The organism is Lysinibacillus phoenicis (assembly GCF_047238325.1).
In the GTDB taxonomy this organism is placed as follows: domain Bacteria; phylum Bacillota; class Bacilli; order Bacillales_A; family Planococcaceae; genus Lysinibacillus; species Lysinibacillus irui.
Genome location: NZ_JBDFMP010000002.1, coordinates 2,219,819 through 2,242,841 on the forward strand (window position 1 = coordinate 2,219,819; position 23,023 = coordinate 2,242,841).

A 23,023-nucleotide genomic window follows, 5' to 3' on the forward strand; every position below is an offset into this window, starting at 1 on the left:
CTTTCCTTTTTTTCTTTCTGATCATTCAGCTTATCATTACTGCATTTTAATCGTATAATGGAAGGACAGTCTTTTTTTCCTTTTTTACAACTCACAATGTTAAACATAGCCATACATGATGAAAGGAGTGAGGTTATGGCATTGTCTATCTCGCAATTAGCTAAGGAACATCAAGTATTTGTGCTGACTAAATTAAAAGAAGCTGAACAAGCGTTACATCCTTCCTCTACGGAAGATGAAGAACTAGTGCGTCGTGCTGTCTTTTCTGTAAGAAATAAATCCATTGTTTTTGAACGTTTTAATGGAGCAAGTTCTATATTATATGCAAGTGTTCAGGATGTCAGACCCGCTTCTGTTGAAATTGATTTTTCCAAAGAAGAGCTATATTGTAGCTGTCCACAAACCAAATGGTGCCGACATCAGGTTGGTGCACTACTCGCTCTCTACCAATACTTTGATTCCGTTCAAAATTGGTCGGGTGCTTGGCGCGCTCAAAAATCTGTTCAGTTAAAATCTTTAGCTGATGAACGTAGCCCTCAAAGCTGGGCTACCATGGTAGATGAGGTAATGAAGCGCTTATTACCACCTGGCAGAGTATTAGAAGGCTACGGTCTCTCTGCGGTTAGAACAGATGCATTAGAGCGTCTTCGTCGACATATGCCCTTTGAGCGTGAATGGCAACCCCTTTATAAGCTCTTTATGGAGTTGGCCATTTTTAATACAATATGGCGACATTTAAATGAAACACCTGAACATTCGTTAGATACACCTTATATGAAGTACTTTATCGAGCAAAGTACCCAATCATTTGAGAGCATCCTCACAGAGCTCACGAATCGATCTCGACTTTTTGCGACAGACCCATTTTATGATGGCATTCAATTGCTCATAAGAGAATTTTTATTAGAACGACAAGGGCTGTTCGCCAATCGACTTCGTCTATACATGCTGCTTTGGGCAGTGCTTTTTTATGAGAAGCCTCGACGTGAACAGGAATTAGATTATTTAAATAATCTTGAAAACCCGTCTGCTGAAATCTCTTTGCAATCATTAAGGCTATTATTTTATGTGCTTTTACAAAAAGAGGAGTTACTACTCGAAAGTTTGGCACAAATTTCTTTACCGCAAATGCAGGATTTATTTGAACTGGCTACTTTTGCTCAACGTGCGGGAGAATCTAATTCATTAGCAGTCATTTTGCGATCAATGCTCCCATTGACAGGAACGTTTCTACAGGATGTCGTACCTGTTGTTCAGCGAGCACAATACGTAAGGCAGTTTCAACTTTTGTTCGATGATATTCAGCTGACCGACGAAGAAGAAGCAACGCTATACAGTGCCTTTGGTGTATATGGGCTTCAGCCGTTCTCAAACTTTCTAATAAAAAAAGGTCGTTACCGCGAGTGGGCTGCTCTCCATCAATTAAACCCTTCGTCCTTATCTTACTTAGAAATGTGTGGATTAAAGGATGTATTACAAATTGAACCTGCTACTGTTTTACCTTTATATCATGTCTATGCAATGGCCGAAATTGCACAGAAATCTCGTATGAATTATAAGCAGGCTGTGCGTATTTGGAAAAGTATGCGGAGTGCTGCAAAACGAGCTGGCAAAACGGCTTATTTTGAAACATACATGCAAACGATTCGTGCAGAATATAAACGACTACGTGCGTTACAAGAAGAAATTGAGAAAGGAAACTTAGTATGATGACAACAAATGCTCCTTCCCCTTTTTCCAAAACACAACAGCTCCGTATTGATGTAGCTCGGGAAGGATATTTTACGTTGCAGGGTTTTACTGCAAATGGTTCAACAATCGACGTAGATACATTAATTTCTTCGCTATTCTTTACTTATGAAGCAAATATCTATGGTTTATTAACAAATCGAGCTGATTTTACGATTGAAGTTTCTACTGCTGAGTTACTTGATATTTTTTCATCAAGCTTCCAGCATCCCTTTATCAGTTGGCTAGGTGCAAATGAAGAAAGTCAAGCTTGGCTAGAGAAGGTATTGGCTTTACAAGAATACTGGCATGAGCCATCACTTTGGTCATACGCTGTCATTGCAGAAGATTTTTCTTCACTAACCTTTCCTATTGAGGACATAGATACAGCTTTATTAGAAACAGCCGTCCAGCAAAAGCTGGCTCAAGTTGGGTTAATAATAGCTGATTTACCAAAGCTACTACCCTTTTTCTTGCGTGGTGGCTGGCCATTAGATCAGACGCGTCAAACTGGAGGAATATCCGTTTCATTACGCTTAAGTGAACCCGAGGAGGATTCCGATGTTTGGTTATTAGAAACAGTCCTAAGCACTGCAACAACCAAAAACTACTGGACCCCTGCTATTCGTAAGCAATTCTTACCTATAGAGGATGCACTTCCTGCAAAATGGCGAATGTTTGCAACTGAAATTCAGCAGCAACAACAGCAAATAGCAGATTTACTTTCTAACGATGATATCAGCAGTGATACTTTTATACGGGTGACCCTAGAAGATCCAGAAGTGCGATTATTTTTACGCGAAGACCTCGCTAGATTACAGGCACTTGGTTTCGATGTTGTCCTACCTGCCTGGTTAAAGGACCTAAAGCAATCCAAAATACGTGTCCGTGTAGCAACTAGCAATGTCTCAACGAAAAAAGTGGCTGGATTAGATGATATTTTAACATTTAAATGGCAATTCTCTATGAACGGTCAAACAATTTCTGCTGAGCAATTTAAAAAGCTAGTGGATGAGAAACGTGAATTTATTCGCATTGGTACTGAATGGTTCCGAGTTGACGCCCATTGGATGCAAGAAATGCGTACATTAATGCAGCAGGCAGAAGATGAAAGTTGGACTGTACGAGAATTGTTATTTAGAGAATTGCCAGAGGACTTGACTACACCTCTTGAAGAGGAAGATGCTGATGATGCCATGAGAGACGATCCTATCTTCGCCTTGGAAATACAACAATCATTAAAAGCGTATATGGAACAGCTTTTGGAGAAGAAAGGTTTGCCCGCTGTACCGATTCCATCTTCTTTACAAACCGAATTACGCCCCTATCAACTAGAAGGCTTTGAATGGTTAGTCTTTATGCGCCAACAAGGTTTTGGGGCGTGTCTAGCAGATGATATGGGTCTTGGTAAAACGGTCCAATTAATTACCTACTTACTTCATATTTATGAGGAAGCAGATGATTACAAAAAGCCGTCCATTATTATTTGTCCAACATCCGTGCTTGGTAACTGGCAAAAAGAGCTCGCCCGATTTGCACCTTCCCTAAATGTGCATACGCATTATCAGACCAATCGAGCAAAGGATGAAGATTTTACACAATTAGTGGCAATAGAAAAGCCACATGTGATTTTATCAACCTATGGTACGGTGTCACAGGATACTGAGTTTTTACAAAATATTGATTGGGCAACGGTTGTACTCGATGAAGCTCAAAATATAAAAAATATGCAGACATTACAATCAAAAGCCATTCGTAAGTTACTCGGAGACCATCACATTGCTTTAACTGGAACACCTGTAGAAAACCGTTTATCTGAGCTATGGGCTATATTTGACTTTATTCATAAGGGTTATTTAGGTAGCTTTGGTCGCTTCAATGAGGAATTTATTTTGCCTATTGAACGAGATGAATCTGAATCTCATAAGCAAAAGCTACGAGCTAAAATTCAGCCATTCTTATTACGACGTACAAAACGCGATCCACATTTACAGCTGAACTTACCAGATAAGCTAGAAACAAACGAGTATTGCCCATTAACCGCTGAGCAAGCTTCTCTCTATGAAGGCTATATTTTAGAGACGCTTGATCAGCTAGAGCAGTTAACAGGCTTTCAGAAAAAGGGACGCGTCTTAAAGATGCTTAGTAAATTAAAGCAACTATGTAATCATCCTGCCTTATATTTAAAGGAACCTTTCGAGGATGCCGAAACAATGCTTGCACGTTCAACCAAGCTAGAACGCATTGTACAAATGGCAGCTGAAATTGTGGACAATGGGGAGCAATGTCTCATCTTTACACAATATATCGGAATGGGACAATTGCTACAGCATTGCTTAAGTGAATTAATCAATGTTGACGCACCGTTTTTAACCGGTGCCATGCCTAAGCAGCAGCGTGACCGCTTAGTGGAGGCTTTTCAGGCAGGAGATTTCCCTATATTTATTCTCTCTTTAAAAGCTGGTGGTACCGGACTAAATTTAACAGCAGCTAGTCATGTATTACATGCTGATCGTTGGTGGAATCCAGCTGTCGAAAATCAAGCGACAGACCGTGCTTATCGCATTGGGCAAACACAATTTGTGCAAGTCCATAAATTTGTAACAATCGGCACAATTGAAGAAAAAATAGACAAAATGCTTGTGCAGAAATCTGCATTATCCGAAGAACTTATTCAATCAAGCCAGTGGTTAACAGAATTGGAAGACCAAGAACTTCGTGATTTAATAACACTAGATATATACTAATTAGATGCGCCAAGAGCAAAATTGTTCTTGGCGCTCTTTTAGTGAATCTTGTTACTTCTTTTCCCTACTTACTTCATAACTCTTATTTAGTTGTATTGAAACCCCATTGCTGTGCGGTCTTCAGCAACGCTTTAATAATTTGTGTAGACATCATTCCTTTCTGTTGCTACGGTGCAAGGATATAAGGAGAATGGCGGACTCAGGTAATGATTTTTTCTCTTGCCCCGTATGTAAAGCTAAACTTGCTATGGTAATACAAAGTCTTTTAAGTTTTCCTGTCCATTCGGTGGTTGTGGCGGTATAAGAGTTGTTTCGTCACTATCCCTTTGTTTAAGCTGATAAAATCGAACATCTTCTACCACTACCTCTGTCATAAAAATCTTAGTGCTTTCTTCATTAACAAAAGACCTTGTTTGAATTCGGCCGTTTGCACCAATTAATGAGCCTTTACCGCAATATTTGACGATATGCTCTGCAAGCCTTCCCCAAGCTGTACAGAAAATAAAGTCGGCATCTACTTCTCCACGACTGTTTTTAAAGTTGCGATTAATGGCGAGTGAAAAGTGAGTCTGTACTCGATCTCCTGATAAGTAACGTAACACTGGATCTTTCGTAAACCTTCCAACCAATCCGACTTGATTCATGTATTCACCTCCTTTGCTTTTGATTGCTCTTATCTTACAAAACGATCCTAGTTATGACAAAATTTGAAGTTGTTAATTTCCATAAGTTTTAAAGCATAAATTGGGTAAATTAACATTTTTATTTTTGGTAATTTTTATTAATTTTCTAGCCGAATGCTTTAGACTGTAATGGCAAATGCTATTTCATGAAATCGACAATTTCGCAGTTTAAAAAAAACGTAACAGGTGCGCATAACAAACAACCGTTACTTCATGTGTTATACTAAAAGAATGACAGACTTAGGAGGAATATACATAATGAAAACATTTAAAATGCTTTCCTTTGACCTTGTCACGAAAGATGGCGTGCAACCATTCCCTTTAGTCGATGGCATCATTATTAATCAGGAGAACAGCCATCAATCTTGGATACTTGAATTGTTTCTAGCTAAACAATATCGCTCAACCTTTGATGAGCTATTAGCGAATAATACTGTCTTCAATGTACGCGCGGTTATTTCATTCCCAGATAATGAACCCGCTCCTTTCCAGGTAATTGTACATACTGTTCAAGAAATCGGTGATCATGTTTCTGTCCTGTTAAAAGGCACTCTCAAAATTAAACGCTCTAAATATGCTGAACAATTGCTTTCAGAGCTCCTTGCTGAAGGTGTTTCCCTAGAAAATTTACTTGAACGTTTTACGAAAGATATGAAGCAGCGACCAAAATTAAAAAATGACTAACGATGCGAAAATTCGCATCGTTTTTTATTGGACAAGTGATTGTTATTATGTAAAATACAATTTAAAAAAGGAGGAATCTATTGTGTTTATTGCAAGTAGAGAAAAACCTTTAAAGTTATTATGGCTTGAAGCTTTAATGAGGCGTCTTTTAAAGGATGATGTTGAATTTCATTATTTTCAAGAGCAATATCGACGGTTAGATGCGGGTTTTGCTGGTGAGCAAAAAGTTGATCGTGAATGGCATGAATTAATATGTCCAAATACCTTTTATGTATTACATAATTTACATTTTAAAAATGCTGCTGAGCATATTCATCAGCTGGATACACTCTTTATTTGCCCTCAATTTATATTCGTTTTAGAGATCAAAAACATTCATGGCCGTCTTGAATTTGATCAACTCACACATCAATGCACACGTACAAAAATAGATGGCACTGTTGAAGGCTTTCCGAATGCACTTACTCAAACTGAGCGTCATATTCGATTTTTGAAAAGTCTAATTGCAAATTACCCCCTCCCTATTGAAGGTGCCGTTGTTATAGCAAATCCTTCAGCAATCATTATCAACCCATCTAATGCTTTACCTATTTTTCATGTATCAGGTCTTCATAAACATCTTCAGTTGCTTTTCAAAAAATACCCTCAAAAAATAATAACTGAGGATCAATTGACTCAATTGGTTCAGATGCTTCTTTCCAAGCAAACAGCTCCCAGAATGCAAACATCAATTGCCCCATCACGAATTCGACACGGTGTTTTGTGTCCAAAATGTTCCTATCAACATGCGATGTCTTTCCAGTGTGGTACATGGAAATGTTCATATTGTCATTATAGTAGTATAAAAATTTTCGCTGAAGCCTTATTAAATTATCGTTTATTAGTTAGTCATAACATTACAAACCAACAGTTAAGGACATTTTTCGGTATTCATTCTAGTGATACAGCCACACGATTACTTCGGAAATTTCAGTTTCCTTATACAGGTACCTATAGAAATCGAGTTTATCATTTACCTGAAAATTTATTGGATCATATGGAAAGGTTTTATTGATTTTAAGGGTTCTGCTCAGGGAACTTTTTCTGCTTTCAGGGTATTCACTCCTCTCCCGCGGGTATTCCCCTTTCTTCCGCGGGTATTCACTCTCCTTCCGCGGGTATTCACTCTCCTTCCGCGGGTATTCACTCTCCTTCCGCGGGTATTCACTCTCCTTCCGCGGGTATTCACTCTCCTTCCGCGGGTATTCACTCTCCTTCCGAGGGTATTCACTCTCCTTCCGCGGGTGTTCACTCTCCTTCCGCGGGTGTTCACTTCTCTTCGCGGGTATTCCTCCTCCTTCCGCGGGTATTCACTCTCCTTCCGTGGGTATTCACTCTCCTTCCGCGGGTGTTCACTTCTCTTCGCGGGTATTCCTCCTTCTTCCGCGGCGATTCGCTCTCCTTCCGCGGGTATTCACTCTCCTTCCGCGGGTATTCACTCCGACTCCGCTCTACTCACCTAAAGTAAACGAAAAAAGAGTGTTTTCCGTTAAGGAAACACTCTTTTTTATATTATCGGTTGTTCATGCCGTCACGATACTTTTCAGTGTCGTTGACTTTATCGTCGACAACATCATTATTATTGTTGCTGTTTATGTTGTCATTACGTTCAACACCGTTTACTCCATTTGCATTTGGTGTGTTATCAAAGCCGTTTGTGCTGTTGATATCGGCGTTTGACCCTGGTGTTGTTGCTTCTGGCAATGTTGTATTATCATTGACAGTACCTCGATCAACACCATTTCCATTCACATTATTACGATCGTATGCATTGTCGTCGCGATCATTTGGAGTTAATGCATCCTCAACATCGTCTACACCACGACGAACGTCATTTTCGACGTCTCTTACAGGGTGATCTTCTACTGCATTATTTCCCCAGTTACATCCTCCAAGGAATACAGTTGCAAGGATAATGGCTAAAAATGACATTTTCCACATAGTAAAAAACCTCCTTTCTTAGGTCTATGTCATCAAATACATCGTGTGTATTTGTGATCCATCATAGATTGCCCGAGAAAGGAGGGAACTATCCGATTTTTGTACAAACTATTTTTGTTTTTCTTTTAATACTTGTTCAATGTATGCTGCCTCTGCTTTGCAGTCATAGCTATAGTTTGTGCCTAGCTCCTTTTGCAATGCTTCGATTGTTTCAATTTGCTGCTCTGTTGGTTCTTCATTTAAAATTTTGGCAATAACCTCATCGATTTTTTGTGCCATCTCTTCATGAAACTGTGCACTCATCAATGTATCAGCAGGGATTTTTTCGATCCATGCGGCATTCTCCTGGAAATAGGTTTGCCAGCTTGCAATGAAGTCTTCCATGGAAAAGCGCTCTTCATCCCAACCGATACTTGCTAAGTATGTTTCAAAAGATGTCGAAATCGAACGAGTAATGCTAATTTTAATACCTGAAGACAATTCCTTATACATCTTAATAATCCTCCTACGTTTGTAAAACCTAAAAATTACATATATCTATTTTAATTTACAATCGCTTTACTTTCGCCATCGCAATTTAAGAACCTACTAATCAATTTTAGACTTGACTTTATCTATTTTATATCTTTTGGTCTACAAATGCAAATTAAGCTTGTTTAGGCTGCTCTGGTCCAATCGCAAATAAAATATCGGCTTCACATACCAGTTCTCCATCAACTGTTGCGATACCATGTCCTTTACCCATCGCACCACGAAGTTTTACGAATTCTACTTCTAGTTTAAGCTGGTCGCCAGGTACTACTTGGCGTTTGAAACGACAATTATCTACACCTGTTAGAAATGCTAATCGCCCCTTAAATTCTTCTGCATTTAATAAAGCAACTCCACCAACTTGTGCTAATGCTTCTACAATTAATACACCCGGCATCACAGGATAACCTGGGAAGTGCCCATTAAAAAAGTCTTCGTTAATCGAAACATTTTTTAACCCTACTGCACGTTTCCCTTCTTCTAATTCAACAATGCGATCTACGAATAAAAAAGGATAGCGATGCGGTAAAATAGCTTGAATTTGTTCTGCTGTTAACATGTCATTTCCCCCTCAAAATTAGTATGTATACACAAAGTAAGGTAAAGAATAAAATTTATTCTTTACCATTCATAATATCAAATATATGTTGCCATGTTTCTCTTTTGAAAATATCCATAGCATTGCCTTCTCCAATAACACTGAAGCCAAACATTGCGCCTACTGCTGCGGCAACAACGACTAAGATGAGAACAATTACAATGCGTAGCCAAATCGGAATCAGTCGGATTTGCACCCATCGAACTTCGCGTTGCTCATCGTTTGAGCGGCGTTCTTTCTTTTCTGGTTGCGTATCGGTTTCTTGTGTCGGCACAGAACGTCGACGTGAATCGTTTGTCATAGATTGTACTCCTCTTCATTCCTTACTAAGTGTTTTGGATGACTTTTTATCGAATGCCGTTAATTAGTCCGAGCATTTGATCTGCTAATGTAACCGCTCTTGCATTAAATTGATAAGAACGTTGTGTTTGTATTAGTTCTGTCATTTCCTTTGAGAGGTTTACATTGGACATTTCTAATGTACCACTTTGCATTCCAATTTGCTGACGGTTGGCACCAACTAGCTCTGTTAGAACCTCTGCCTGTGTAAAGCCAAGTTCAGCTAGGTTGTCTGGCAATCCTATATAAGAACCAGCTATATGCTCCATTAACTGTGGCTTTTGGAATTCTGTTACAGCTAAATCCGTACGAATAATATCGCCATTTGGATAAGATGCCTCTAATACACCACCATCTCGAACGGCAAACTTTTGAACAGTATCTGGTAAAGTAATGGCTTGTCCTGCCGCATCGGCTACAGGATAACCATCAGCTGTTACTAACATCACTGTTCCGTTGTTTAACGGAGATAAATAAAAGTCACCTTGTCGAGTATACACTGTTTCGGTACCATTTTCACCATTTGGCATTAAAATATTGAAATATTGTTTAGCTTTTGTAAAAGCTAAGTCTAAATCTCGATTAGTTGTTTGTAATGAACCTTGCTTTTCATTGGACTTGATTTGTCCAAGCATTGCTCCCGCTCCATAGCGAATACCAACAGGTGTTTGACGCTCAGCACGATCCTGCTTATCATTATTGAATTGCTGATAAAGTAATTCATTGAAGGATGCTTCCTTTGCTTTAAATCCTGTTGTATTGCTATTAGCAATATTATTACTAATCGTATCCATTTTATTTTGTAATTGACCCATTGTGTTCGTTGCCGTAATCATTGTACGTAGCATTATAAAACGCCTCCTGTTCGCTCATTAGATTTTCCCGATTTCGTTAACAGCTTTCTCCATACTGCGATCATAAGCCTGTAATACTTTTTGATTGGCTTCAAATGCTCGATAGGCTGTCATTAAATCTGTCATTGTGCGACCAGAATCTACGTTCGAACCTTCTAAAAAGTTTTGACGAAGTGTAAAGGAAACACCATTTGCTCCATAAGCTGTTGGTAAGTTTTCGCCATTTTCTGTACGAATAAGGCCATTATCCTGTTTAAGTAGCATGTTCGGATTAGCAGCATATGATACGCCAACCCGTGCTACTTGCTGATCATTTACAAAAATGGCTCCATTTTCAGCAAGGCGAAAATCGTCATTTGGTAGCTGGATACGCTGTCCCGCATCATTAAGTACGTATAAACCTTGACCATTTACTAAATAGCCTTGACCATCTAATGTGAAATTACCATTACGTGTATAGGCCTCGCCACCAGCTGGATGTTCTAATCGGAAGAAAATTGAGCCCGACACACCATCTTCATTTTGTGGTAAGTTCCCATCAATCAACGCCATATCCGTTGTAAAATCAGTGCTATAGATTTGGCCCTGTATGTAATTTGGCAATGTTTCTTGTAAATATGTCCCTGTATTTAAAGCTCCTACTTGACTCATATATTCGGCGCCTGCTTGTTGATTGGCAGGAGCATTTGTTTTTCCAATGCTAGACATCAACATGTCTGGAAACGAGCGGATTGTGGATTGGTCTGCCTTAAATCCTGGTGTATTCGCATTGGATAAATTATTAGTTAATAATTCTGTTCTTCTTTGTTGCGTGATCATACCTGTTGCAACTGTATAAAACCCTTTAAACAAAGAAATCACCTCAATTTATTTTTATAAGGAAGCTGGCACTCGATCAATATTTTCTAGCATTATACCTGTTCCAATAGCCACACAGTCCATAGGTCGCTCTGCAATAAAGACAGGTACCTTTAACTCTTCTGTTAATAGCTGATCCATTCCGTGTAATAATGCACCGCCACCAGTAATAATCACTCCACGATCAATAATATCAGCTGATAGCTCAGGTGGTGTTTTTTCTAAAACATTTTTTGCTGATTGGACAATCATTGCTACTGATTCATGTAAAGCACGTTCGATTTCCTCAGAATGAATTGAAATGGTACGTGGTAAGCCTGTTACCATGTCACGACCACGAATATCCATCGTATCATCACGGCTACCTTTGAAAACAGTACCGATTGTTATCTTGATTGCTTCTGCAGTACGTTCACCAATTAGCAATTTATATTCTTTTTTAATATATTGCAAAATATCGTTATCAAACACATCTCCTGCTACTTTAATGGATTCACTTGTTACAATATCACCCATTGATAGGACTGCTATATCTGTAGTCCCGCCACCGATGTCGACTACCATATTGCCGCTTGGTTGGAAGATATCCATACCTGCACCGATTGCAGCTACTTTTGGCTCTTCCTCTAAATATACTTTTTTACCGCCAGATTTTTCTGCTGCTTCACGAATTGCTTTTTGCTCAACACTTGTAATGTTCGTTGGACAGCAAATTAAAATTCGCGGCTTTGCCAAAAATCCTTTAACGTTTAGCTTATTGATGAAATGTCTTAACATAGCCTCTGTCACATCAAAATCTGCAATGACTCCATCTCTTAGTGGGCGAATTGCTGTGATATTACCTGGCGTTCTCCCTACCATTTGGCGAGCTTCTTCCCCTACCGCTAATACTTTGTTTGTCTTTTTATCAATCGCCACCACAGATGGTTCATTTAGGACGATTCCTTTACCTTTAACGTGGATTAATACGTTCGCAGTTCCTAAGTCAATGCCAATATCTTTCGAAAACATTCTATAATTTCTCCTTCCCGCCAGTTCCAACTACATAACGTTCATTTTATCTCTTTATCTAGAATATTTTATCATATACTATTGGTAATTTCACCTAAATTTAGTGAATAAGACTGTTTTCTTTTTAGGTTGTGAACGGCTATAATATAGTTTTACTATCCTTATAAATTGCCTATTAAGCTTGTCCAAACAGCAAAAAAGAACGAATCATTCTTGACTCGCTCTTTCTTTCCACTTGTTTTTCGTTGCTTCTCCTCCGCGAATATGACGTACGGCCTTATGGTAGGCGAGTATTTCTTTCACTTGGTCAGCTAATCCTTCATGAATTGTTGGCAATCGCTCTGTTAAATCCTTGTGCACCGTACTTTTTGAATAACCAGTCATTTTCGCGAGGACACGCACAGTCTCACGCGTCTCAATCAGTAATTCACCGAGGCGTATGCAGCGCTTCCGAATGTGCTCATGCACGTTCTTCGTCCTTTCCACACAATTTCACAAAATGCTTTGGCAATCAGATGCACATTTGCGCATTTCTTCACCTTATGTAAGGACAAAGCTATTCAGAACACGTTTTGCATTTTCCTGATAAAATGCTGATTTTTTATGCGTTACTAGCTTTTTGTCTTAAAAAGCTAGTAATTTTTTCGGATTAATATATTTTCCGTTTTCAAGAACTTCGAAATGCATGTGGACGCCAGCCGCTTGATTCCACTCGTTGTCAGTCGCTTTTCCTAATGTCTGACCTTGTGTAACCTCATCGCCTTCTTTCACAGCGATATCCTTTACAGAGCTATAATGTGTTTGCATACCATTTGGATGCTCAATCACAATCTTATTACCCGTAAATGCGTCTAGTTTTACCTCTAGTACTTTACCACTCATAGCAGCTAGTACTTCAAATTCTTCACCATTCATAGCAATAGAGATACCAGAAGAAGTAGTAAATGTTTGATTAAATACCATTAGTGCATTTTCGCGAGACTCTTCATTTGCCTCTAACTCGTAAAATTCTTGTAAAACTTGTACTTTACTAAAACTCTCTTCTTTGAATGGATACTTCATGTTTTCCGTAAGTGCATTTGTTTCCACTACAGGACCTGGATCTACTTCAGCTAAATCTGGTAACGGCGCCTCTTCTACTTTTGATACGAGACTATTGTAACCAAATAACAATCCTGCTAGAACCAGTGCACCACCTGTGTAAACTACTGGCCAAAACCAAGGTTTCTTTTGTAATTGACCATTTTCCTTTTGATTTGGATTTTGGTTTTGAGAAGCTTTATTATTTTTATCCTCTCTCATTTTCATCACCTCTAGTTGCAGTGTGAACAACTAGAAGCTATTTTAAACATGCATCTATTTTTTTTATTTCAATATCTTGATAATAATAGTGTAAAATTTCAGCTGCGGTTTTCCCTTCATTCGCCATTGCTTCTGCTCCATACTGACTCATTCCCACTCCATGCCCATAGCCTTGAGTTTTTACACGAACCTTTCTTGTCGTGTTATTATAGTTAATTGTAAAATCAGTAGATGGAATGCCGAGTATTGTTCGTACCTCTCTTCCCGTCCAAACATTATTCCCTAACTGCAAACGATCTACTCGCCCCGAGTCATTGTAAAATAGCTGGACACGATTAAAATCACTAGCTTGCCATTGAACGGGCCAAAGCTTATTCCATTGTGCTAATGTCCATTCCTGCTCAGCAGTAAACTTTGGTGAATCTTGATCTGATACACTTGCAACACTTTGTAAATATGGAACATTATTACCACTATAACCGTAAGCACTTTCTGTTTTCCCATTGCTCGTCGAATGGAACATAGCTGTAATTAGTTCATTATTATATAGAAGAACTTGTCCTTTCGTTTCATTGATGGCTTCGACAATTTTCTTTTCATTTCCCAGGAAATTGCTAGCCCAATTCGCCTTTCTTTGCTCTTCATCGTAAAAAACCTGTCTTGCTACAGTTGGAGCAATGGCTGTTTTACCGTAATTTGTCGTTTTCAATGCATAGGTGCGTGCAGCAATCGCCTGTGCTTTCAATGCCTCTTTTTTAAAGGAAACAGGCATTTCGGCTGCAACAACACCTGTAATATACGTCTCCAAAGGGATTTTTTCCTTTTGTCCCTCCACTTCTATAAATATTTCACAGGCATTTTCATCACTAGTTGGAGGTTTCACTGCCTCTCTTCTTTCACTCAACCCTACTACAGGAAGCATATATAATACTCCCAATAAACAAAGGACACCTATACTAATCATCCATTTTTTCATAAGGAATAATATGCTAGACTCCATTTAGTTATGAGAAAACAAAAAACCCTCTGCTTAAACAGCAAAGGGTTTAGAAATGAGCTTAGTTTGTAGGTAATTCAACCGTAATTTCTTCAATTGTTTCAACTTCTTCAGTAATACGTTCAATATTAGCACCAAGAGCGGCTAATTTGCCATGGAAATCTACATAACCACGATCTAAATGATGAAGCTTTGTAACTCGTGTTACTCCTTCAGATACAAGTCCTGCTAAAATTAGTGCAGCCGCAGCTCGTAAATCCGTTGCCATCACTTCAGCTCCCTGAAGTTTAACTGGCCCCTCGATAAACACAGAGCGTCCCTCTATTTTAGCACCAGCATTCATGCGACGGAACTCCTCAACATGCATAAAACGATTTTCAAATACCGTTTCTGTAATAATACTCGTACCTTCAGCAGTTAGCATTAAAGCCATCATTTGTGATTGCATATCTGTTGGGAAACCAGGGTGTGGCATCGTTTTAATATCAACAGCTTTTAATGTATGTGGAACACGTACACGAATTCCTTCATCCAACTCTGTAATTTCTACACCCATCTCACGCATCTTAGCAATCAAAGCTGTCATATGCTCTGGTACTGCATTTTCAATCACTACATCTCCCTTAGTAATAGCTGCTGCTACCATAAATGTACCAGCTTCAATACGGTCGGGAATAATATGATGCTCTACTCCATATAATGTATCGACTCCTTCGATACGAATTGTATTGGTACCTGCACCGATTACACGGCCTCCCATACTATTAATGAAGTTTGCAAGATCTACTATTTCAGGCTCTTTCGCTGCATTTTCAATGACAGTTGTCCCTTCTGCTAGAGATGCAGCTGTCATAATATTTTCTGTTGCACCGACACTTGGGAAGTCTAAATATACATTAGCCCCCTTTAAGCGACCTTCTGTTTTCGCCTCTACATAACCATGACCAAATGAGATTTTTGCACCCATTGCTTCAAAGCCTTTTAAGTGTAATTCAATCGGGCGAGAACCGATTGCACAGCCTCCTGGTAGAGCAACACGAGCATATCCATTACGAGCAAGTAAAGAGCCCATTACTAAAATGGATGCACGCATTTTACTAACAAATTCAAATTGAGCTTCACTTGAAAGTTCTTTTGATGCATCTATATACACGGCATTATCTTCAGGTATATATGTAACTGCTGCGTTTAAACTTTTAAGTACTTCGTTTATTGTAAAGACGTCTGCTAAATTAGGGACTTCCTTAATTACGTTTTCTCCTTTTGAAGCAAGTAAAGCTGCCGCAAGGATTGGTAACACTGCATTTTTTGCGCCCTCTACACGTACTTTTCCCTGTAGTTTTTGGCCGCCAGTCACTATTATTTTATCCACCCTATGTCCCTCCGAATTCAATCTATTAACCTATCGAATTTTTATTTTAAAAAGAAGTATAATGTCATAATCAGTAAACAAACAACTCTATAGTACAACTTTTCTAACGCTCGTTCAAGCGTCCAAATCACTATTTTAAGCCATTATTAGATATTTTGCTATTTATTTATTGTACGCTACCAATTTTTTTTTGTGAATGACCAATAACCAGTTCGCTTCTAATACATACCCCAAGATAAATGAATAAAAAACAACTTTTCTCACTTTTTTTTAGAATGGGCGATGATTATAGCAAATACCAGGTAATTTTAAACGGTTTGGGCAAGCCCAATTAACGTTGAACACGTTTATTACATAGTTCAAAGGGCCACACAAATCGGGTTATAAAGTCCTTTGAAACATGTAGAGTAAACCATCTTCATTAATATAGACGGTTCACTGCTTTAAAATAAGTAGGGAAGTTTGCCAGACCAATTAGATAGTTGAAGAAAGAAATTGGATACGGTTGTACCGATTGCAATACTTAATAAAATATAAATAAGCTGAATTTGAAAAACTCGATTCTTCTTAAATATTTTCTCTAACATAAAAGCCTGTAATGCATAAAAAGTAATTGCGATAAAAAAGATATGAGATAAAATACCTAACAAAGCTTCTTGTCCTATCGCTTCATATACTTCCATGTTTCCTCCTCCATTTCTCCTAGGTCACCTTAAAAAACGGGCAGATGCTATATCTGCCCGTTAAAAATGAATTAGATATTACCCTCATGAACGTTGATACGATTCAACGCACGTTTTAATGCTAGGTCAGCACGTTTGAAATCAATGTTGTCTTGTTTACCTTGAAGACGTCCTTCAGCACGTTTAACGGCTTCTTTAGCACGTTGAACATCGATATTTTCAGCAATTTCAGCAGACGGCGCTAAAATTGAGATTTTTTCTGGACGAACTTCAATGAAACCACCGCTTACAGCAACAATATCAGTCGAACCGTTTTCTTTTTTAAGCTTCACTGCACCAATAGCAAGTGGAGCAACCATTGGAATATGGCCTGCAAGAACACCGATTTCTCCTGAAGTTGTTTTAGCGATTACCATTGATACTTCAGAATCGTATACTGGGCCGTCGGGAGTGACAATATTGACTAGAACTGTCTTCATATTTTTTCCTCCTCGTCCCTAGTATTAAACCTCTACGCCCATGCTTTTCGCTTTTTCAACTACTTCATCAATTGAACCAACTAGACGGAAAGCATCTTCTGGTAGGTGATCCCATTTGCCATCAAGGATTTCCTTGAATGAGCGAACAGTTTCTTTTACAGGTACATAAGAACCTTTTTGACCAGTGAATTGTTCCGCTACGTGGAAGTTTTGTGATAAGAAGAATTGAATACGACGAGCACGTTCTACTGTTTGTTTATCTTCATCAGATAACTCATCCATACCTAAAATCGCAATGATATCTTGTAATTCGCGGTAACGTTGGATTGTACGTTGTACACCAGTAGCAATTGCGTAGTGCTCAGCGCCTACGATTTCAGGTGATAATGCACGAGAAGTCGAAGCTAGTGGGTCAACCGCAGGGTAAATACCCATTTCTGATAATTTACGCTCAAGGTTAGTAGTTGCATCTAAGTGGGCGAAAGTTGTAGCTGGAGCCGGGTCAGTATAGTCATCGGCTGGTACATAGATCGCTTGGATAGAAGTTACAGATCCTTTGTTCGTAGATGTGATACGCTCTTGTAGTTTACCCATTTCAGTTGCAAGTGTTGGTTGGTAACCTACCGCAGAAGGCATACGACCTAATAGGGCAGAAACCTCAGAACCTGCTTGTGTGAAACGGAAGATGTTGTCGATGAATAAAAGCACGTCTTGGCCTTGCTCATCACGGAAGTATTCTGCCATTGTAAGACCAGTTAGAGCTACACGCATACGTGCACCAGGTGGCTCGTTCATTTGACCGAATACCATCGCTGTTTGCTTGATAACGCCTGAATCGCTCATCTCGAAGAATAAGTCGTTCCCTTCACGAGTACGCTCACCTACACCAGCGAATACAGAGATACCTGAGTGCTCTTGTGCGATGTTGTTGATTAATTCTTGGATTAATACAGTTTTACCTACACCGGCACCACCGAATAGACCGATTTTACCACCTTTAATATATGGTGCAAGTAAGTCTACTACTTTGATACCTGTTTCAAGAATTTCAACTGAAGTTGAAAGGTTCTCGAAAGTTGGTGCTTCACGGTGAATTGAATCACGACGTGCGTCAGCTGGAATCTCTTCACCTAAGTCAATTACTTCTCCAAGTACGTTGAATACACGACCTAGTGTAACTTCACCAACTGGTACTGAGATAGCTTTTCCTGAGTCTGTTACTTCTGCTCCACGTTGTAAGCCATCAGTAGATGACATCGCAATTGTACGAACAGAATCATCACCTAAATGAAGCGCAACTTCTAATGCAAGAATTGTTGGTTCTTCATTAGGACGTTCAATCTTAACTGTTAATGCGTTATAGATTGCTGGTAATTGGCCATTGTCGAATTTTACGTCAACAACAGGACCCATTACTTGAATAACATGTCCTTTATTCATTACTGTGTACCCTCCTATCGTATTCTTATACGACATTGGGAAGCTGCTTGCCTATTCTAAGGCTGCAGCTCCACCAACGATTTCTGTAATTTCTTGTGTAATCGCCGCTTGACGTGCACGGTTATATTGCAAAGAAAGGTCTGAAATAAGATCAGTTGCATTATCTGTTGCATTTTTCATAGCCGTCATACGAGAAGCATGTTCACTTGCTTTTCCATCTAATAATGCGCCATAAACTAAGCTTTCCGCATATTGTGGAAGTAACACTTCTAGAATTGCTTCACCAGATGGTTCAAATTCGTAAGAAGCATTACCGCTTGCAGGGGCAATATCTGTTAATGGAAGAAGTTTTTTCTCTGTCACTTCACTAGCAATAGCGCTGACAAAGTGATTATAGTACATATAAAGTTCGTCATACGTACCATCAATGAACATACCAACAGCATTACGAGCGATTTCTTTAATATCAGCAAATGTTGGTTGGTCAGGAAGACCGACAACATCACTGATGACATTATGATCACGTTTCACAAAGTAGTCACGAACAACACGACCTACTGCTAAAATAACGTATTCGTCTTTTGATTTATGACGCTCGTTAATTGTACGTTGTACTTGACGTAGGATACTTGAGTTGTAAGCACCCGCAAGACCACGGTCAGAACCAATGACTAAGTAAGCCGTTTTCTTAACAGGACGAGCAGTTAACATTGGATGTCCACTGTCTTTTGTCCCTGAAGCGATTGCGCCTACTACGTCCTGGATTTTTTCCATGTATGGAACGTAAGCTTTAGCATTTTGCTCTGCACGACGTAACTTGGAAGAAGAAACCATCTGCATCGCTTTTGTAATTTGCTTCGTACTCTTTGTTGAAGTAATACGACCTTTTATTTCGCGTAAGTTTACCACTGGTATTTCACCACCTTCTGTTTTTTAATCAAGTGACTCGTTGAACTTATTCTGATTTAGCGAAAGTTTTTTTGAATGCATTAATTGCTGCTTCATAATCCGCATCAGGAGCAAGCTCTTTAGTAGTACGAACATGATCTAAAACGTTTGTGTGGTTTGAATCTAACCAGCTTAAGAATTCAGATTCAAAGCGAACGATATCTTGTACTGGAATATCATCTAAATGACCTTTAGTTAATGCATAAAGGATCGCAACTTGTTTTTCAACTTTTAGTGGTTTGTTTAGGTCTTGTTTAAGAACTTCAACCGTACGTTTACCACGCTCAAGTTTAGCAAGTGTTGCTTTATCTAAATCTGAACCAAATTGTGCGAATGATTCAAGCTCACGGAATGCAGCTAAGTCAAGACGTAGTGTACCTGCAACTTTTTTCATCGCTTTAATTTGAGCAGATCCACCTACACGTGATACAGAAAGACCGGCGTTGATCGCTGGACGTACACCTGAGTTGAATAAGTCAGATTGTAAGAAAATTTGTCCATCAGTAATTGAGATTACGTTAGTTGGGATGTATGCAGAGATATCCCCAGCTTGTGTCTCAACGAATGGAAGAGCTGTAATCGAACCATTTTGATATGTTTCGTTTAACTTCGCAGCACGTTCAAGTAAGCGGCTGTGTAAGTAGAAAACGTCACCAGGGTAAGCTTCACGACCTGGAGGACGGCGTAGAAGAAGTGAAAGTTCACGGTAAGCTGATGCTTGTTTAGAAAGATCATCGTACACGATTAAAACGTGTTTACCTTGTAACATGAATTCCTCTGCCATAGAAACACCAGCAAATGGTGCTAAGAATAGTAATGGAGCTGGTTGAGAAGCAGAAGCTGTCACAACGATTGTGTAATCTAAAGCGCCATGTTTACGAAGAGTTTCTACAACTCCACGTACTGTAGATTCTTTTTGACCGATTGCTACATAGATACAAATCATGTTTTGGTCATTTTGGTTAAGAATTGTATCGATAGCTACAGATGTTTTACCAGTTTGACGGTCACCAATGATTAACTCACGTTGACCACGACCGATTGGTACTAATGCGTCAATCGCTTTAATACCAGTTTGTAGTGGTTCGTGTACTGATTTACGAGCCATTACACCGAAAGCTGGACTTTCGATTGGACGAGATTTTGTAGTGTTGATTGGACCTTGTCCATCCACTGGTTGACCAAGTGGGTTTACAACACGACCAATTAGTTCTTCACCAACTGGTACTTCCATGATACGACCTGTACGACGAACTTCATCGCCTTCTTTGATGTCAGTGTATGGACCTAAGATTACGATACCAACGTTACCTTCTTCTAGGTTTTGAGCCATACCCATAACACCATTAGAGAACTCTAAAAGCTCTCCAGCCATGGCGTTGTCGAGGCCATGAGCAAGAGCGATACCGTCACCAATACGGATAACTGTACCAACTTCGCTTACTTTAAGTTCAGATTCATAATTCTCAATCTGTTGTTTAATCAGACTGCTGATTTCTTCAGCCTTGATGCCCATGTATGTCACCTCTCACATTTCTAAATTATTAACCGATTAATTCACGTTTTAGACGCTCAAGTTTATTTGCGACTGAGCTATCATAAATATGGTTACCGATTTGAACACGAATACCACCAAGTAAAGATGGATCGATTTCGTTTGTAATGTTTAATGATTGTTTTCCAACAAGTTTCGCGAACGCTGCCGAAATATTAGCGCTTTCTTCTGGGGAAAGTGCACGTGTTGAAAATACTGTTGCATCTGCAGTGCCTTGTGCCTGTGCAGCAAGTTCAGCATATGCATTAGCAATGAGCTTGATCTCGTTTACACGTTTTTTCTCAACTAAAAGTTGAACTGTGTGTAAAACTTCTGGTGTTGCACCAGCAAAGATTTCAGCTACCATTTGTTTTTTACGTTCGATGGAGAACTTAGGCGCATTTAAAAGCGTTAAAAAATCAGGCGATTCTTTAATAACTTTTGTTAGTTCGCTTAAGTCTGCTCCAACTTCAGTAAGCATGTTTTTTTGTTGCGCTAATTCAAAAAGCGCTTGAGCGTAACGTTTTGCTACAGTTGAATTACTCATCGAGCTTCCCCTGCCTTCGCAATCGTCTCTTCAATTAGAGCACGGTTGTCTGCCTCAGAAATCTCTTTGCTAAGGACTTTAGATGCTGCAAGTACTGATAATGAAACGACTTCATCACGTACAGCTGCAATAGCTTTTTCTTTTTCAGACTCAATTTCACGTAAAGCTGATTCTTTTAAGCGGTTTGCTTCATTACGAGCTGCAGTAAGAATTTCTTCTTTCTGTAGTTCGCCCTGCTTCTTAGCGCCTTCAACAATCGATTGTGCTTCCGTACGAGCTTCTTTAAGAAGGCTCTTTTGTTCTTCTAAAAATTGGTGCGATTCTTTGCGCGCTTTTTCAGCTGCTTCGATTTCACTCGCTACTAATTCTTCACGTTGTTGCATGATGCCCATAAGTGGACCCCAAGCTACTTTCTTAAGTAAGAACATTAATACTAAGAAGATAACTAATGTTGCGATGATGTCTCCGCTATTAAATCCAGCGCCTGCACCTAGTACAAGATTATCTAAAAACACGATTGTTTCACTCCCTTCAAGAGCTTTAACTTCAACATAATTTATTAACTAAAAAACTACCTATTTTAAAAAGCTATATTTACACATAGCTTTTATCAGTTCCAAAATGAAGGGCGAAGTTTCATCTGGAGAATCCTGCTTCGCCACTAGTAAAATTCAGTGTTCAACTGAATTATTTGTTCATTACGATGAATGCTACTACTACTGCGATGATCGGTAGGGCCTCAACTAATGCAACCCCGATGAACATAGTAGTTTGAAGAACGCCACGAGCTTCTGGTTGACGAGCGATACCTTCTACTGTTTTTGAAACGATAAGACCGTTACCGATACCTGCACCAAGTGCACCTAAACCGATTGCGATTGCTGCTGCTAATAAACCTAATGAACCTGTCATTTGAAAATTTCCTCCTTGGAATTGTTTGTTTTTTTGTGGTTCAAGCATAGGATATATGCTTTATATTAATGGTCATCGCTCACTTTATGAGCCATGTAAACCATTGTTAACATTGTGAAGATAAAGGCTTGGATGAAGCCGATGAAAATTGAGAAACCTTGCCATGCCATCATAGGAACGATTGCTCCGATGAATCCCACGGCACCTGATGATGCTAATCCTGCAAGTAAGCCAAGTAAAATCTCACCCGCGTAAATGTTACCGTAAAGACGTAAACCTAATGTTAATGTGTTTGCAAATTCTTCTACTATTTTAAGTGGGAACATGAATGACATTGGTTTGAAGAATGTACCAACATAATGACCTGTACCCTTCATTTTAACACCATAGAAATGCGTTAAGACTAAAATCATTGCTGCCAACGTCATCGTTACTGTTGGGTCAGCTGTTGGTGATTTCCACCATAGCTCATGATCAAATACGATTGAGAATGGAAGACCTAGTAAGTTAGATACTGCGATAAACATAATTAGCGTAATACCTAAAACGTGGAATCGACCACCAGTTTTCCAGTCCATGTTGCTTTTAATGATATTCTTAACGAAATCCATAATCCATTCCATAAAGTTTTGCATACCAGTAGGTTTTAACTTTAGGCTTCTAGTTGAGATAAAAGCAATTAAAAATACGATAATTGCGGCAACTAGTAACATCATAACTGTCGATAAGTTAAATGTTAAAAAACCGACTTCTAGTAACGGAGCTCCGTGATTCATTGTTATTTTTCACCTCTCTT

Annotated in this window: 25 protein-coding genes; 4 read left to right on the forward strand and 21 right to left on the reverse strand. The window is 39.1% G+C overall.

Annotation, left to right across the window (positions count from 1 at the left end):
- Nucleotides 1–135: 135 nt before the first annotated feature.
- Both ABC382_RS12575 and ABC382_RS12580 read left to right on the forward strand, forming a co-directional pair.
- Entirely contained in the window at nt 136–1,710 is a 1,575-nt protein-coding gene (locus ABC382_RS12575; RefSeq protein WP_412926892.1) for a hypothetical protein, read from the forward strand.
- Complete coding sequence (locus ABC382_RS12580) at nt 1,707–4,475, forward strand: DEAD/DEAH box helicase (protein ID WP_274795580.1); 2,769 nt, start codon at nt 1,707–1,709, stop codon at nt 4,473–4,475. Before ABC382_RS12575 ends, ABC382_RS12580 begins: the two co-directional genes overlap by 4 nt.
- Before the next feature lie 245 nt (nt 4,476–4,720).
- On the opposite strand, the gene ABC382_RS12585 is transcribed toward ABC382_RS12580, so the two are convergent.
- Complete coding sequence (locus tag ABC382_RS12585; protein ID WP_274795579.1) at nt 4,721–5,119, reverse strand: single-stranded DNA-binding protein; 399 nt, start codon at nt 5,117–5,119, stop codon at nt 4,721–4,723.
- A gap of 297 nt (nt 5,120–5,416) precedes the next feature.
- Between ABC382_RS12585 and ABC382_RS12590 the strand changes: the two genes are divergently transcribed.
- Together ABC382_RS12590 and ABC382_RS12595 are read left to right on the forward strand one after the other, a co-directional pair.
- Entirely contained in the window at nt 5,417–5,842 is a 426-nt protein-coding gene (locus tag ABC382_RS12590) for a YwpF family protein (RefSeq protein WP_274795578.1), read from the forward strand.
- An 82-nt stretch (nt 5,843–5,924) separates the two neighbouring features.
- Entirely contained in the window at nt 5,925–6,896 is a 972-nt protein-coding gene (locus tag ABC382_RS12595) for a nuclease-related domain-containing protein (RefSeq protein WP_412926893.1), read from the forward strand.
- Nucleotides 6,897–7,393: 497 nt separating this feature from the next.
- On the opposite strand, the gene ABC382_RS12600 is transcribed toward ABC382_RS12595, so the two are convergent.
- The 20 genes from ABC382_RS12600 to atpB all read right to left on the reverse strand — a co-directional run bounded on the left by ABC382_RS12600 (nt 7,394) and on the right by atpB (nt 23,003).
- Nucleotides 7,394–7,822, reverse strand: coding sequence for a hypothetical protein (locus ABC382_RS12600; protein ID WP_274795576.1), 429 nt, complete (start codon nt 7,820–7,822; stop codon nt 7,394–7,396).
- A 108-nt stretch (nt 7,823–7,930) separates the two neighbouring features.
- Entirely contained in the window at nt 7,931–8,314 is a 384-nt protein-coding gene (locus ABC382_RS12605; protein ID WP_274795575.1) for a hypothetical protein, read from the reverse strand.
- A gap of 154 nt (nt 8,315–8,468) precedes the next feature.
- Complete coding sequence (gene fabZ, locus ABC382_RS12610) at nt 8,469–8,912, reverse strand: 3-hydroxyacyl-ACP dehydratase FabZ (RefSeq protein WP_274795574.1); 444 nt, start codon at nt 8,910–8,912, stop codon at nt 8,469–8,471.
- Between the two features lie 55 nt (nt 8,913–8,967).
- Nucleotides 8,968–9,252, reverse strand: coding sequence for a DNA-directed RNA polymerase subunit beta (locus ABC382_RS12615; RefSeq protein WP_274795572.1), 285 nt, complete (start codon nt 9,250–9,252; stop codon nt 8,968–8,970).
- Nucleotides 9,253–9,298: 46 nt separating this feature from the next.
- Complete coding sequence (locus ABC382_RS12620; RefSeq protein WP_274795571.1) at nt 9,299–10,138, reverse strand: flagellar hook-basal body protein; 840 nt, start codon at nt 10,136–10,138, stop codon at nt 9,299–9,301.
- A gap of 24 nt (nt 10,139–10,162) precedes the next feature.
- Entirely contained in the window at nt 10,163–10,996 is an 834-nt protein-coding gene (locus ABC382_RS12625; RefSeq protein ID WP_274795570.1) for a flagellar hook-basal body protein, read from the reverse strand.
- 21 nt (nt 10,997–11,017) lie between these two features.
- Nucleotides 11,018–12,013 (reverse strand): rod shape-determining protein, encoded by a 996-nt coding sequence (mreB, locus tag ABC382_RS12630; RefSeq protein ID WP_274795569.1) that lies wholly within the window; start codon nt 12,011–12,013, stop codon nt 11,018–11,020.
- Nucleotides 12,014–12,220: 207 nt separating this feature from the next.
- Nucleotides 12,221–12,481 carry a sporulation transcriptional regulator SpoIIID gene (locus tag ABC382_RS12635; protein WP_004269485.1) on the reverse strand — a complete coding sequence of 87 codons (261 nt, stop codon included), beginning with the start codon at nt 12,479–12,481 and terminating at the stop codon, nt 12,221–12,223.
- Nucleotides 12,482–12,637: 156 nt separating this feature from the next.
- On the reverse strand, nt 12,638–13,315 hold the full coding sequence (locus ABC382_RS12640; RefSeq protein WP_274795568.1) for a M23 family metallopeptidase: 678 nt from the start codon (nt 13,313–13,315) through the stop codon (nt 12,638–12,640).
- Nucleotides 13,316–13,352: 37 nt separating this feature from the next.
- On the reverse strand, nt 13,353–14,237 hold the full coding sequence (spoIID, locus tag ABC382_RS12645; RefSeq protein WP_412926894.1) for a stage II sporulation protein D: 885 nt from the start codon (nt 14,235–14,237) through the stop codon (nt 13,353–13,355).
- A gap of 136 nt (nt 14,238–14,373) precedes the next feature.
- A complete protein-coding gene (gene murA / locus ABC382_RS12650; RefSeq protein WP_312504963.1) occupies nt 14,374–15,684 on the reverse strand; it encodes a UDP-N-acetylglucosamine 1-carboxyvinyltransferase in 1,311 nt (436 codons plus the stop codon).
- Between the two features lie 443 nt (nt 15,685–16,127).
- Nucleotides 16,128–16,367, reverse strand: coding sequence for a DUF1146 family protein (locus tag ABC382_RS12655; RefSeq protein WP_274795564.1), 240 nt, complete (start codon nt 16,365–16,367; stop codon nt 16,128–16,130).
- A 71-nt stretch (nt 16,368–16,438) separates the two neighbouring features.
- A complete protein-coding gene (locus ABC382_RS12660) occupies nt 16,439–16,846 on the reverse strand; it encodes a F0F1 ATP synthase subunit epsilon (RefSeq protein WP_274795563.1) in 408 nt (135 codons plus the stop codon).
- Between the two features lie 24 nt (nt 16,847–16,870).
- Entirely contained in the window at nt 16,871–18,286 is a 1,416-nt protein-coding gene (gene atpD / locus ABC382_RS12665; RefSeq protein WP_274795562.1) for a F0F1 ATP synthase subunit beta, read from the reverse strand.
- A gap of 51 nt (nt 18,287–18,337) precedes the next feature.
- A complete protein-coding gene (gene atpG, locus ABC382_RS12670; RefSeq protein ID WP_274795561.1) occupies nt 18,338–19,195 on the reverse strand; it encodes an ATP synthase F1 subunit gamma in 858 nt (285 codons plus the stop codon).
- A gap of 46 nt (nt 19,196–19,241) precedes the next feature.
- On the reverse strand, nt 19,242–20,750 hold the full coding sequence (gene atpA / locus ABC382_RS12675) for a F0F1 ATP synthase subunit alpha (RefSeq protein ID WP_274795560.1): 1,509 nt from the start codon (nt 20,748–20,750) through the stop codon (nt 19,242–19,244).
- A gap of 28 nt (nt 20,751–20,778) precedes the next feature.
- The gene (locus tag ABC382_RS12680) at nt 20,779–21,315 is read right to left on the reverse strand and encodes a F0F1 ATP synthase subunit delta (protein ID WP_412926895.1); all 537 of its coding nucleotides are present in this window, start codon (nt 21,313–21,315) and stop codon (nt 20,779–20,781) included.
- Nucleotides 21,312–21,830 (reverse strand): F0F1 ATP synthase subunit B, encoded by a 519-nt coding sequence (gene atpF, locus ABC382_RS12685; protein WP_274795558.1) that lies wholly within the window; start codon nt 21,828–21,830, stop codon nt 21,312–21,314. The genes ABC382_RS12680 and atpF overlap by 4 nt, the downstream gene beginning before the upstream one ends.
- A gap of 172 nt (nt 21,831–22,002) precedes the next feature.
- On the reverse strand, nt 22,003–22,227 hold the full coding sequence (atpE, locus tag ABC382_RS12690) for a F0F1 ATP synthase subunit C (RefSeq protein WP_004269474.1): 225 nt from the start codon (nt 22,225–22,227) through the stop codon (nt 22,003–22,005).
- A gap of 65 nt (nt 22,228–22,292) precedes the next feature.
- Nucleotides 22,293–23,003: a F0F1 ATP synthase subunit A gene (gene atpB, locus ABC382_RS12695; protein ID WP_412926896.1), complete on the reverse strand. Its 711-nt coding sequence runs from the start codon at nt 23,001–23,003 to the stop codon at nt 22,293–22,295.
- Nucleotides 23,004–23,023 lie beyond the last annotated feature (20 nt).